The organism is Streptomyces ferrugineus (genome assembly GCF_015160855.1).
Classification (GTDB): Bacteria; Actinomycetota; Actinomycetes; order Streptomycetales; family Streptomycetaceae; genus Streptomyces; species Streptomyces ferrugineus.
Genome location: NZ_CP063373.1, coordinates 1,042,900 through 1,054,620 on the forward strand (window position 1 = coordinate 1,042,900; position 11,721 = coordinate 1,054,620).

The 11,721-nt window shown below is 72.3% G+C and carries 12 protein-coding genes, 1 tRNA gene and 1 pseudogene; 12 read left to right on the forward strand and 2 right to left on the reverse strand.

All coding sequences use genetic code 11. The annotated features are described in order from the left end of the window. Window positions 1-4: 4 nt before the first annotated feature. The 7 genes and pseudogenes from glp to IM697_RS05025 all read left to right on the forward strand — a co-directional run. Entirely contained in the window at window positions 5-1,327 is a 1,323-nt protein-coding gene (glp, locus tag IM697_RS04995) for a molybdotransferase-like divisome protein Glp (protein WP_194045121.1), read from the forward strand. A gap of 86 nt (window positions 1,328-1,413) precedes the next feature. Further along, complete coding sequence (moaC, locus tag IM697_RS05000) at window positions 1,414-1,941, forward strand: cyclic pyranopterin monophosphate synthase MoaC (protein ID WP_194045123.1); 528 nt, start codon at window positions 1,414-1,416, stop codon at window positions 1,939-1,941. Next, window positions 1,938-2,438, forward strand: a complete 501-nt coding sequence (locus IM697_RS05005; RefSeq protein WP_194045125.1) for a MogA/MoaB family molybdenum cofactor biosynthesis protein — start codon at window positions 1,938-1,940, stop codon at window positions 2,436-2,438. The genes moaC and IM697_RS05005 overlap by 4 nt, the downstream gene beginning before the upstream one ends. A 20-nt stretch (window positions 2,439-2,458) precedes the next feature. Then, window positions 2,459-3,094, forward strand: coding sequence for a GNAT family N-acetyltransferase (locus tag IM697_RS05010; RefSeq protein ID WP_194045127.1), 636 nt, complete (start codon window positions 2,459-2,461; stop codon window positions 3,092-3,094). 198 nt (window positions 3,095-3,292) lie between these two features. Continuing rightward, window positions 3,293-4,561, forward strand: coding sequence for a divisome protein SepX/GlpR (gene sepX, locus IM697_RS05015; protein ID WP_194045129.1), 1,269 nt, complete (start codon window positions 3,293-3,295; stop codon window positions 4,559-4,561). Between the two features lie 85 nt (window positions 4,562-4,646). After that, window positions 4,647-4,720, forward strand: a tRNA-Ala gene (locus IM697_RS05020). An 85-nt stretch (window positions 4,721-4,805) separates the two neighbouring features. After that, window positions 4,806-5,882 (forward strand): annotated as a pseudogene (locus IM697_RS05025) (MFS transporter); the annotation flags it as partial. 4 nt (window positions 5,883-5,886) lie between these two features. Here IM697_RS05025 and IM697_RS05030 read toward each other — a convergent pair. Next, window positions 5,887-6,363 (reverse strand): GNAT family N-acetyltransferase, encoded by a 477-nt coding sequence (locus IM697_RS05030; RefSeq protein ID WP_194045131.1) that lies wholly within the window; start codon window positions 6,361-6,363, stop codon window positions 5,887-5,889. A gap of 77 nt (window positions 6,364-6,440) precedes the next feature. Here IM697_RS05030 and IM697_RS05035 point away from each other — a divergent pair, with 77 nt between their 5' ends. Then, on the forward strand, window positions 6,441-7,244 hold the full coding sequence (locus IM697_RS05035) for an exodeoxyribonuclease III (protein WP_194045133.1): 804 nt from the start codon (window positions 6,441-6,443) through the stop codon (window positions 7,242-7,244). Here IM697_RS05035 and IM697_RS05040 read toward each other — a convergent pair. Continuing rightward, window positions 7,241-7,897, reverse strand: a complete 657-nt coding sequence (locus IM697_RS05040) for a MerR family transcriptional regulator (RefSeq protein ID WP_228044507.1) — start codon at window positions 7,895-7,897, stop codon at window positions 7,241-7,243. The two genes, IM697_RS05035 and IM697_RS05040, sit on opposite strands and share 4 nt — an antisense overlap. 162 nt (window positions 7,898-8,059) lie before the next feature. Here IM697_RS05040 and IM697_RS05045 point away from each other — a divergent pair, with 162 nt between their 5' ends. The 4 genes from IM697_RS05045 to IM697_RS05060 all read left to right on the forward strand — a co-directional run bounded on the left by IM697_RS05045 (window position 8,060) and on the right by IM697_RS05060 (window position 11,664). Then, window positions 8,060-9,559 carry a flavin-containing monooxygenase gene (locus IM697_RS05045; protein ID WP_194045135.1) on the forward strand — a complete coding sequence of 500 codons (1,500 nt, stop codon included), beginning with the start codon at window positions 8,060-8,062 and terminating at the stop codon, window positions 9,557-9,559. Then, window positions 9,556-10,500, forward strand: a complete 945-nt coding sequence (locus IM697_RS05050; RefSeq protein ID WP_194045137.1) for an alpha/beta fold hydrolase — start codon at window positions 9,556-9,558, stop codon at window positions 10,498-10,500. The genes IM697_RS05045 and IM697_RS05050 overlap by 4 nt, the downstream gene beginning before the upstream one ends. After that, on the forward strand, window positions 10,497-11,399 hold the full coding sequence (locus IM697_RS05055) for an SDR family oxidoreductase (RefSeq protein WP_194045139.1): 903 nt from the start codon (window positions 10,497-10,499) through the stop codon (window positions 11,397-11,399). Before IM697_RS05050 ends, IM697_RS05055 begins: the two co-directional genes overlap by 4 nt. A gap of 88 nt (window positions 11,400-11,487) precedes the next feature. Next, window positions 11,488-11,664 (forward strand): hypothetical protein, encoded by a 177-nt coding sequence (locus IM697_RS05060; protein ID WP_194045141.1) that lies wholly within the window; start codon window positions 11,488-11,490, stop codon window positions 11,662-11,664. Window positions 11,665-11,721: the final 57 nt, after the last annotated feature.

Genomic DNA, 11,721 nt, shown 5'->3' on the forward strand with positions numbered 1-11,721 from the left:
CGAGTTGAGCACCGCCGCGCCCAGCCCCGCCGGCCAGGACCACCTCTGGTCGGTGGACGAACACCTGGAGGACATCCTCACGACCGTCCGCCCCCTCGAACCCATCGAGCTGCAACTGCTCGACGCCCAGGGCTGCGTCCTGGTCGACGACGTCACGGTGCCGGTCTCCCTGCCGCCGTTCGACAACAGCTCCATGGACGGGTACGCGGTTCGGGTCGCGGATGTCGAGGGCGCGAGCGAGGAGCACCCGGCGGCCCTGGAGGTCGTCGGGGACGTCGCGGCGGGCCAGGCCGAGCTGCTCCAGGTGGGCCCCGGCCAGGCCGCCCGCATCATGACCGGGGCGCCGCTGCCGCCCGGCGCCGAGACCGTCGTCCCGGTGGAGTGGACCGACGGAGGCCTCGGCGAGGGCCCGGTGAGCGGGATGCGCGCCCGCAGCCTCGCCCCCGAGGGCGCGCAGGGCCAGGTCCACATCTACCGGCCCGCGGAGGCACGCGCGCACGTGCGCGCGAAGGGCAGCGACGTCAAGGCGGGCGACAAGGCCCTCGAAGCCGGCACGGTCCTCGGGCCGTCGCAGATCGCCCTGCTCGCCGCGATCGGCCGCGGCACGGTACGGGTGCGCCCGCGCCCGCGCGTGGTCGTGCTGTCCACCGGCAGCGAACTCGTCCAGCCCGACGAGGAACTGGCCGAGGGCCAGATCTACGACTCCAACAGCTTCGCCCTCACCGCCGCCGCCCGGGACGCCGGCGCCATCGCCTACCGCGTCGGCGCCGTCGCCGACGACGCCGAGACGCTCCGGTCCACCATCGAGGACCAGCTCGTGCGCGCCGACCTCATGGTCACCACCGGCGGCGTGAGCGTCGGGGCCTACGACGTCGTCAAGGAGGCGCTCTCCCACGTCGGCGACGAGGACGAGGCCGGCAGCGGCGTCGAGTTCCGCAAGCTCGCCATGCAGCCCGGCAAGCCCCAGGGCTTCGGCTCCATCGGCCCCGACCACACCCCGCTGCTCGCCCTGCCGGGCAACCCGGTGTCGTCGTACGTCTCCTTCGAGATCTTCGTGCGCCCCGCGATCCGCACCCTGATGGGCCTGGAGGACGTCCATCGGCCCCGCATGACGGCGACCCTCACCGCGGACGAGGCGCTGACCTCCCCGAAGGGACGCAGACAGTTCCTGCGCGGGACGTACGCGGACGGCGAGGTGCGGCCGGTCGGCGGCACCGGATCCCATCTGATCGCGGCCCTGGCGCACGCGGACGCGCTGATCGTCGTCCCCGAGGACACCGCGAGCGTCGAGCCCGGCGCCGAGGTCGAGGTGGTCCTGCTCGGCTGAGGGGCCCTGGTTGGCGGTACCGTGTCGCGCACAGCAGGCCCGTGCGCCGCACCGCGACGGGCCCGGACCGGGAGCGCCACACCAGCATGACTGAGCCTTCCCGGGGGGAGACCCCCGGACCCTCTGTGTACGACCCATCCACCCAGGACCGTCTCACGCACATCGACGACGCGGGCGCGGCCCGCATGGTCGACGTCTCGGAGAAGGACGTGACCGCGCGCACCGCCCGCGCCTCCGGTCGCGTCCTCGTCTCCCCCCGCGTGGTCGAGCTGCTGCGCGGCGAGGGGGTCCCCAAGGGCGACGCCCTGGCCACCGCGCGCATCGCGGGCATCATGGGTGCCAAGCGCACCCCGGACCTGATTCCGCTGTGCCACCCGTTGTCGGTGTCGGGTGTGAAACTGGACCTGTCGGTCGCGGACGACGCCGTGGAGATCGTGGCCACCGTGAAGACCACGGACCGCACGGGCGTCGAGATGGAGGCCCTCACCGCGGTCTCCGTCGCCGCGCTCACCGTGATCGACATGGTCAAGGCGGTCGACAAGGGAGCGGTCATCACGGACGTTCGGGTGGAGGAGAAGACGGGCGGCAAGTCGGGCGACTGGAGCCGGGGATGACGTATCGCGCTCTTGTGGTCACCGCCTCGAACAGGGCCGCCGCCGGGGTCTACGAGGACAAGGGCGGCCCGCTGGTCGCGCACGGCCTGAGGGGCTTCGGCTTCGACGTCGAGGGGCCGCAGGTGGTGCCCGACGGGGACCCGGTGGCCGCCGCCCTGCGCGCCGGTGTCGACGCCGGCTACGACGTCATCGTGACCACGGGCGGCACCGGCATCTCGCCCACCGACCGCACCCCCGAGGCGACCCGCGAGGTGATCGACCACGAGGTGCCGGGCATCGCGGAGGCCATCCGGGCGTTCGGAGTGCGGAAGGTGCCCACGGCCGCGCTGTCCCGGGGGCTCGCCGGAGTCGCCGGGCGCACGCTGATCATCAACCTGCCCGGCTCCAGCGGCGGAGTGAAGGACGGCCTGGCCGTCCTGGAGCCCCTGCTGGTCCACGCCGTCGACCAGCTCCGCGGCGGCGACCACCCCAGACCCAGCAGCGGGGGTGCGAGCTGAACAGCCCATCCTGGCCCGTCGTGCTGGGGGACGGCGACGTCGTCCTCCGGCCGATAAAGATGCGCGACCAACGGGCCTGGCGCGAGGTCAACCGGCGCAACCGGGACTGGCTGCGGCCGTGGGAGGCGACGATTCCGCCGCCCACGCCGAGCGGGCCGATCGCGCACCGGCCGACCTACCGTCAGATGGTCCGCCACCTGCGCTCCGAGGCGAACGCGGGCCGGATGCTGCCGTTCGTCATCGAGTACCAGGGGCGGCTGGTCGGGCAGTTGACGGTCGCCGGGATCACCTGGGGCTCGATGTGCTCGGGGCACGTCGGTTACTGGGTGGACGAGGCGGTGGCGGGCCGCGGGGTGATGCCGACGGCCGTGGCGCTCGTCGTGGACCACTGTTTCCGGACCGTCGGTCTGCACCGCATCGAGGTCTGCATTCGGCCCGAGAACGGGCCCAGCCGCCGGGTCGTGGAGAAACTCGGATTCCGTGAGGAGGGGCTGCGTCCGCGATATCTCCACATCGACGGAGCCTGGCGTGACCATCTCGTGTTCGCGCTCACGGCGGAAGAGGTTCCGGAAGGGTTGCTGGCCCGCTGGCAGCGGGCACGCTCTCAGCAGGCGCCGCGCTCGAAGCCGCAGAACACGCAGGGGAATCCCGCATAGCCCGGAAGCATAGCCCCGGAAATTGAATACGTGTTCGAAATTGATCGCCGGATGACCGGCTCGGGGCATTAAATTCGCGCCCTCGGCGGCCTGCTGATCGCATCGGTCACAAAAAAAGTTCGAAATATCAGCCAGATCGTGCGACACACCGGCTCAATTGGCGGATGGCCTCACGCAAACCCCTCTACCGTGTGAGGCGTGAGCAGCAGCGGCCTCATCTACGCAGTCATTGTCGGGGCCTGGGCCGCCTACTTGGTGCCGATGTGGCTCCGTAGGCAGGACGAGCTGAACGAGGCCCGTCCGACGGAACGCTTCAGCACAGCCATCCGGTTGCTGTCCGGACGGGCGGGGATGGAGCGCCGATACGCCAAGGACCTGCGTGCGCGCTCCACCGAGGAGGGGGAGCCCAGCGCCGATGGACCGGGCGATGCCACCGGGTCGGTGGACGTCCGGGCCTTCGCCGTGCCTCCGGCCCGTCCGCAGGCCCAGGCGACGGATCGGGCGCAGGCGTCCGGGCGCCCGGAGCAGGCGCGCGAACCCGCCCGCGAACCGGTGGCCAAGGCGGCGCCCGAGCGCGCCGGCGGACCCGCGGCCGAACCGGGCTCCGGCCCGGCGGCGGCCAAGGCACGCAAGCGGGTGCCCGCCGCCCGGCGTCCCCCCTCCGGGGAAGCGGCCGCGGCGCGGGCCCGGCGCTCGAAGGTGCTCGCGCGCCGCAGGCGTACGACCGTCGTCCTGTTCCTCGCCTTCACCCTCGGCGCGATCGTCGCCGCCGTCGGAGGGCTCGCCTTCCTGTGGGCGCCCGGCGTTCCCGCCCTGCTGCTGAGCGGGTACATCGCGTATCTGCGCTCCCAGGAGCGCCGCCGCTTCGCCTACCAGATGGACCGGCGCCGCGCCGAGGTCGCCGCGCAGCGGCTGCGCGAGCACGCCCGTCAGTCCCGCCGCCGCGGGGGCGCCGACGCCGGGACCGGTGTCGACGAGCCCGACGAAGGGGCCGAACCAGGCACCGACACCGGGATGTCCGCCCTCGCCGCCGACCGGCGCGCCCTCGTGGAGCAGACCGACCACGCCGAGTGGGTCGACCAGCAGCGCGAGCGGCAGCGGCGGCCGGGCCACGGCGACAGCTGGGACCCGGTCCCGGTACCGCTGCCGACGTACGTCACCGCGCCGGTCGCCCCGCGCGCCTCCGCCGACGTGGACCTCGGGGCGCCGGACGCCTGGAGCTCGGCGCGGTCGAGCTCCGTCGCCCGGGACCGGGAGACGGGCGCCGAGGCCGCCTCGGCCGGGCGGGACGCGGAAGCGGGCCGGGCGGCTCGCGGCGAGGACCGGAGCGAGGACCGGGCCGACGGCGACGGCCGCGGTGACGCCCGCCGCCGGGCCGTCTCCGCCCGCCGGGCGCGCGAGCGGGGCCGTACGCCGCTGTTCGACCAGTACGAGGACGGCGACCGGCCGCGCGCGGCCAACGAGTAGCCGCGCCGCCACCCGGGCAGGGCGGCCGACCAGCAACGGATTTCCGAGCAGCCCGATCGGGGTGCTAAAGTTTCACTCGTTGCAAGGGCCTGTGGCGCAGTCCGGTAGCGCACCTCGTTCGCATCGAGGGGGCCAGGGGTTCAAATCCCCTCAGGTCCACAGCAACGACTTTCCAAGGGAACTTGGGGAGTTGGCGAGATCCCGTCCGGTCGGTTGAGCGGACGGGATTTTTCGTTGTTTGCGGGGAGCCGGTGACCTCGGTGTGGTGCTCGCCACCAGCACCGTTCCGACCGTCGTCTTCGTCCTCGTGGGCGGAGTGCTCGCGGACCGGGTGTCCCGTAGTCGGCTGCTCTTCCTCGGCAATCTGCTGGCGGCCGTCGCCCAGGGGGTGCTCGCGGCCACCGTCGCCACCGGGTACGCCACGACGACCTCCATCGCGGTCTGCGGCTTCCTCTCGGGGACGGCCGTGGCCTTCACCGTGCCCGCCACCCGGGGCGCCGTGGCCCAGATCGTGCCCGCGGAGCAGTTGCAGCAGGCCAACGCCCTGCTCAGACTGCCGAGCAACGCGGTCAAGGTGCTCGGGCCGGCCATCGGCGGAGTCGTCGTCGCGGCGAGCGGACCGGCGTGGGCGCTGGCCTGGGACGCGCTCACCTTCGCCGTCGCCGCGCTCCTGCTGCTCGGGCTGCGTCTGGACGCGCCCGTCACCGTCAGCAGTGCGCTGGGCGATCTGCGGGAGGGCTGGACCGCCTTCCGGTCACGGACCTGGCTGTGGACCTACACGGTCGCCGGGACCGTCCTCGTCGCCGCGTGGCTGGCGGGGTTCCAGCTCCTGGGGCCCGTCGTGGTGGCCCAGGAGTACGCGGGGGCGCGTGACTGGGGCCTGGTGCAGGGCGCGTTCGCGGCGGGGCTGCTGGCCGGGACGGTGGTGTGCCTGCGCTGGCGGCCGTACCGGCTGCTGACCGTGGCCGTCGTGGGCGGGGCGCCCCTTGCGGCGCCGTTGCTCGCCCTGGGGTGGGGACTGCCGCTGCCCTGGGTGCTGTTGGCCACGCTGCTCGCGGGCATCGCGCTGGATGTGGCGATCGTCACGTGGACGACCGCGTTCCAGCAGCATGTGCCGCAGGGGGAGTTGGGGCGTATGAGCGCGTTCAACGACGTGGGGGAGCGGGTGGCGACTCCGCTCGGCTATCTGCTCACCGGCCTCGCGGTGGGGGCGTGGGGCAACCGGACGGTGCTGGTGGCGTGCGCCGGTCTGATCGTGGCCGCCGTCGTACTGAACCTGTGTGTGGGGGACGTGTATCGCGTCAACGCGGCGCGGGACTGACCGCTCACAGCGCCTTGGCGTAACACATGCTCAGCTCGTGGAAGCGGTAGTAGCCGAACTTCTCGCACGGCTCGTATCCGCTGGACGTGTATAGCGCCACCGCCTCCGGCTGTCTGGCGCCGGTCTCCAGCACCATGCGGACACGCCCCGCCGCCCGGGCGTCCTCCTCCAGTGCGGCCAGGATGCGTCTGGCGAGGCCCTGTCCGCGCATCGCCTCGACCACATACATCCGCTTGAGCTCGGCGTCCCCGTCCTGGTTGTTCTCGCCGTTGTCGTCCTGGGCCCGCCAGCCGCCGGAGGCGACGGGTACGCCGAGCGCGTCGTACGCGATCAGGTACAGGCCCTTGGGGGGCTCGAAGTCGGCCGGGGCGAGGGGGGTGGCGTCGCCGTCGTCGCCGTAGCGGACCGCGTATTCGGCCTGGACCTGGTCGTTGAGCTTGACGGCGTCGGGGTGGTCGAAGGGCACGGGGCGTATATGCATGCTGGCTACCGTATATCAATTCAAGATCAAGAGGTTCCAGAACCGGACACCGTCCAGTGTGCCGGTAAGGTGCCGGGGTGCTCACTGTGACCTCTGTGAATGTGAACGGCTTGCGGGCCGCCACGAAGAAGGGCTTCGTGGAGTGGCTCGCCGGCACCGCCGCCGATGTGCTGTGCCTTCAGGAGGTGCGCGCCGAGCCGGAGCAGCTGCCCGAGCATGTGCGCACACCCGACGGCTGGCATGTCGTGCACGCGCCCGCCGCCGCCAAGGGCCGCGCCGGCGTCTCGCTGTACACCCGCCGAGAGCCCGACCGGATCCAGGTCGGCTTCGGGTCGAGCGAGTTCGACGGCAGCGGACGCTATGTCGAGGCCGATCTGCCGGGTGTGACGGTCGCCTCCCTCTACCTCCCCTCCGGCGAGGTCGGCACCGAGCGGCAGGACGAGAAGGTCCGCTTCATGGGCGAGTTCCTGGCCTATCTGAAGGACCTGCGCGAGCGCGCCGCCGCCGACGGCCGTGAGGTCCTCGTCTGCGGCGACTGGAACATCGCCCACGAGAAGGCGGACCTGAAGAACTGGCGGGGCAACCAGAAGGACTCCGGCTTCCTGCCGGAGGAGCGCGAGTGGCTCAGCCGGGTGTTCGACCCCGCCGCCGGCGGCTACGTCGATGTCGTACGGTCGCTGCACCCGGACGTCGACGGGCCGTACTCCTGGTGGTCGTACCGCGGGCGCGCCTTCGACAACGACACCGGCTGGCGCATCGACTACCACGTGGCGACGCCGGGGCTGGCCGCCAAGGCGCTCAAGGGGTACGTCGAGCGCGCCGCCACGCATGCCGAGCGGTGGTCGGACCACGCGCCGGTGACCGTGGTCTACGACCGCTAGGGCCGGTCCGGCCCGCTCTGTCCGCGCAGCCGCCGGTCCAGCGCCAGGGACAGCTCCGCCTCCACCACGCTCCGGGCGAGCGGGCGCAGGCGGGGCAGGTCCTCCTCGGCGGCGTGGCGCAGGACCAGGTCGGCGAACAGCTCCGCCAGGTCGTCCACGTGCTCGCGGACCCGCTTGCCCGCCGCCAGCACCTCCGCGAGCGGGATGCCCTCGCGGACCAGGGCCGCGGAGACGTCCAGCAGGCGGCGGCTGATGTGGACGATCTCGTCGCCGTCGGTGCCGAGGTAGCCGAGGTCCAGGGCGGCGGCGAGGTTCTCCGGGGTGACCTGGCCCTCGAAGCGGGCGGCGAGTTCCTCGGGGGTGAGACGGACCGGCTCCTCCTCGGTCGGGGCGACGCCGAGGACGTCGGCGACATCGCGGCCGTGGTCGAGGGCCTCGGCCAGCTCCGCGATGCCGGTCAGGGTGTGGCCGCGCTCCAGCAGCGCCGCGATCGTGCGCAGCCGGGCCAGGTGGTGGTCGTCGTACCAGGCGATACGGCCCTCGCGGCGAGGCGGCGGGATCAGCTTGCGTTCTCGGTAGAAGCGCAGGGTGCGCACCGTGATGCCGGCCAGACGGGCGAGCTCCTCCATGCGGTATTCACGCTTCTCGGTCACCCGGGAACCTTAGTTCGTGCCGACGGTACCCGCGGCGGTAGCCGCTGATGTCAAAAGCCCTCGCCCGACCCCTACCGGTCAGTACGGAGCTCCTCTACTCTCCCATTGCGCCAGTGTTCACTGGCGTGGTTCCGGTTGAGGCTCAAGTGTGGAGGCACAGGCATGGCCGAACGCGAGCATGTGCGGGTCGCGGTGGTCGGGTCCGGGTTCGGCGGGCTGGGGGCCGCCGTACGGCTGAGGCGCGAGGGCGTCACCGACTTCGTCGTCCTGGAGCGGGCCGACAGCGTCGGCGGCACCTGGCGGGACAACAGCTATCCGGGGTGTGCGTGCGATGTGCCCTCGCATCTGTACTCGTTCTCCTTCGCGCCCAACCCCGACTGGCCGCGCACCTTCTCCGGGCAGCAGCACATCCGGGCCTACCTGGAGCATGTGACGGATGTCTTCCGGCTGCGTCCCCACATCCGCTTCGACTCGGAGGTGAAGCGGATGACCTGGAACGGCGAGCGGCTGTGCTGGGACATCGAGACCAGCGGCAGGAATCTGTCGGCCGACTTCGTCGTCTCCGCCACCGGGCCGCTGTCCGACCCGAAGATCCCGGACATCCCGGGGCTCGACTCCTTCCCCGGCAAGGTCTTCCACACCGCCCGCTGGGACCACGACTACGACCTGCGCGGCAAGCGCGTCGCCATGGTCGGCACCGGCGCCTCCGCCATCCAGATCGTGCCGGCCATCCAGCCCGAGATCTCCCGGCTCACCCTCTTCCAGCGCACCCCGCCCTGGGTCATGCCCCGCGTCGACCGCGCCATCAGCGGCGCCGAGCGCTCCGTGCACCGGGCCCTGCCCTTCACCACCCAGCTGCGCCGCGGACTGCTGTGGGGCATCCGGGAGTTGCAGGTCCAGGCCTTCACCAGGCACCCGAACGAGCTGGGCCTCGTCGAGCAGCTCGCCAAGCGGAACATGGCCCGCGCCGTCAAGGACCCGGCCCTGCGCGCCAAGCTCACCCCCGACTACCGCATCGGCTGCAAGCGGATCCTGCTGAGCAGCGAGTACTACCCGGCGCTCACCCGGCCCAACGTCGACGTCGTCGCCAGCGGGCTCACCGGGATCCGCGGCTCGACCGTCGTCGCCGCCGACGGCAGCGAGGCCGAGGTCGACGCGATCATCTTCGGTACCGGGTTCCACGTCACCGACCTGCCCATCGCCGAGCGGGTGGTGGGCGCCGACGGCAAGACGCTCGCCGAGGCGTGGAAGGGCGGGATGGAGGCCCTGCGGGGCGCCGCCGCCGCCGGATTCCCGAACTGGATGACCGTCATCGGGCCCAACACCGGCCTCGGCAACTCGTCCATGATCCTGATGATCGAGTCCCAGCTGAACTACCTGGCCGACTTCGTACGGCAGCTGAACGTCCTCGGCGGTCGGGTCGCCCTCGACGCGCGGCCGAGCGCCGTGCGCGCCTGGAACCGTCGGGTGCAGGAGCGCATGAGGCGGACGGTGTGGAACACGGGCGGGTGCACCAGCTGGTACCTGGACGCGAACGGCCGCAACACCACCATCTGGCCGGGAACGACGACCGAGTTCCGGCGGGCCACACGGCGCGTCGATCTCGCGGAGTACGCCGTCGTCCGGGCCGCCGTCAAGGACGCCGCGGAGGTGACCGCGTGAGCCGCCTCATGAGCGTCGCCTCCGGGCCGTACGCCCCTCCCGTCCCCGCCCGTGAGCTGACGGCCGTGTCCGCCGACGGCGCCCGGCTGCACGTCGAGGTGCACGGTCCCGTCGACAACCCGGCCGCGCCCGCCGTCGTCCTCGCGCACGGCTGGGCCTGCTCGACCGCCTTCTGGGCGGCGCAGATCCGGGAACTGGCCGTCGACCACCGGGTCATCGCCTACGACCAGCGCGGCCACGGACGCAGCCCGGCCAGCCCCGACTGCGGCACCGACGCGCTCGCCGACGACCTCGAAGCCGTACTGAAGGCGACCCTCGCGCCCGGCGAGAAGGCCGTCATCGCCGGGCACTCCATGGGCGGCATGACGGTGATGGCCGCCGCCGCGCGCCCCGCCCTGCGCGAACACGCCGGCGCCGTCCTGCTGTGCAGCACCGGCGCCTCGCGGCTGGTCGCCGAGTCGACCGTCATACCCCTGCGCGCCGGCCGCCTGCGCACCTGGCTGACCAGGCGCATCCTCGGTTCCCGGGCGCCGCTCGGGCCGGTCACGCCGATCGCCAGGGCGATCCTCAAGTACGGCACGATGGGCCCCGGTTCGGCCCCGCACATGGTCGAGGCGTGCGCGCGGATCGTGCACGCGTGCCCGCGCAAGGTGCGGTACGCCTGGTCGCAGGTGCTCGACCTGCTCGATCTCGAGCATCGAATACGGGAGTTGACCGTGCCGACCGCGGTCGTCGTCGGCACGGCCGACCGGCTGACCCCGCCGGTGCACGCGCGCTCCCTCGCCGCCGCGCTGCCGGGCGGCCTCGGCGTCACCGAACTGCCCGGCCTCGGGCACATGACGCCGATCGAGGCGCCCGAGCTGGTGACCGCACGCATCCGGGAACTCGTCACGACATATTCGCGAGCCACGACATACCCGCAGGTCAAGGAGGGCGCATGAGCAGGGTGAGCCTCGATGGACAGGTCGCCGTCGTCACGGGGGCGGCGCGCGGCGTCGGTGAGCTGCTCGCACGCAAGCTCTCCGCGCGCGGCGCGAGCGTGGCGCTGGTCGGGCTGGAGCCGGACGCCCTCAAGCAGGTCTCCGAGCGGCTGCACGGCGACAGCGACCACTGGTACGCCGACGTCACCGATCACGAGGCGATGGCGCGGGTCGCACAGGAAGTGAAGGAACGATTCGGGAAGGTCGACATCGTCGTCGCCAACGCGGGTGTCGCGACCGGCGGGCCCTTCGTGGACTCCGATCCTCAGGCCTGGCGGCGGGTCATCGAGGTCAATCTCATCGGGTCGGCGGTGACCGCCCGCGCGTTCCTGCCCGTGCTGGTGGAGAGCCGGGGGTACCTGCTGCAGATCGCCTCGCTCGCGGCGATCACCCCGGCGCCGATGATGACCGCGTACTGCGCGTCCAAGTCCGGTGTGGAGGCGTACGCGCACAGCCTGCGGGCCGAGGTCGGCCACCAGGGCGTGCGGGTCGGGGTCGGGTATCTGTCCTGGACCGACACCGACATGGTGCGCGGGGCCGATCAGGACGACGTCATGCGGGAGTTGAGGCAGCGGCTGCCGTGGCCGTCCAACAAGACGTATCCGCTGGGGCCGGCGGTCGAGCGGATCGTGGCCGGGATCGAGCGGCGGTCGAGCCATGTGTACGGGCAGTGGTGGCTGCGCGGGATGCAGGGGGTTCGCGGGTATCTGCCGGGGATCATCGGGACCGTGGGGCAGCGGGAGATGCGGCGGTTCGCGGGCCGGCTGGACGGGATGCGGACGGGGCTGGTCGGGGCGGGCGGCTCCGCCGACGAGCGGGAGCGGGCCGCGCGGGCTGGGGGAACTACGTCGCGTAACTGATCGACATGCGGGGGGTTATCGCCCGTGTGAATCTGGTCGAGGCCCCAGCGAGGGGCCAACCCCCCACCCACTACGGGAGTGAACCCACATGGGCATGAAGGACCAGTTCCAGGAGAAGTCCGAGCAGCTCCAGCAGCGCGCCAAGCAGGCCAAGGAACAGGCCAAGGAGCGCGGGCGCCAGCAGCGGCCGCAGCGGGACGAGGAGTCCGAGCGGATGCGCGAGCGTGAGGACGAGGAGCGCTTCGACCAGGACTACGACCGGTAAGTCGTCGTGCTGAGACGTGGGGTGCCCCCTGCTTCGGGGGTGCCCCACGTTTGTGTC

Bases quoted from the DNA above. Each gene is read 5' to 3' on its own strand.
- moaC (WP_194045123.1), top strand. From the start codon at position 1,414: ATGACTGAGCCTTCCCGGGGGGAGACCCCCGGACCCTCTGTGTACGAC.
- IM697_RS05005 (WP_194045125.1), top strand. From the start codon at position 1,938: ATGACGTATCGCGCTCTTGTGGTCACCGCCTCGAACAGGGCCGCCGCC.
- IM697_RS05030 (WP_194045131.1), bottom strand. From the start codon at position 6,363: ATGCATATACGCCCCGTGCCCTTCGACCACCCCGACGCCGTCAAGCTC.
- IM697_RS05045 (WP_194045135.1), top strand. From the start codon at position 8,060: ATGGCCGAACGCGAGCATGTGCGGGTCGCGGTGGTCGGGTCCGGGTTC.
- IM697_RS05055 (WP_194045139.1), top strand. From the start codon at position 10,497: ATGAGCAGGGTGAGCCTCGATGGACAGGTCGCCGTCGTCACGGGGGCG.
- IM697_RS05060 (WP_194045141.1), top strand. From the start codon at position 11,488: ATGGGCATGAAGGACCAGTTCCAGGAGAAGTCCGAGCAGCTCCAGCAG.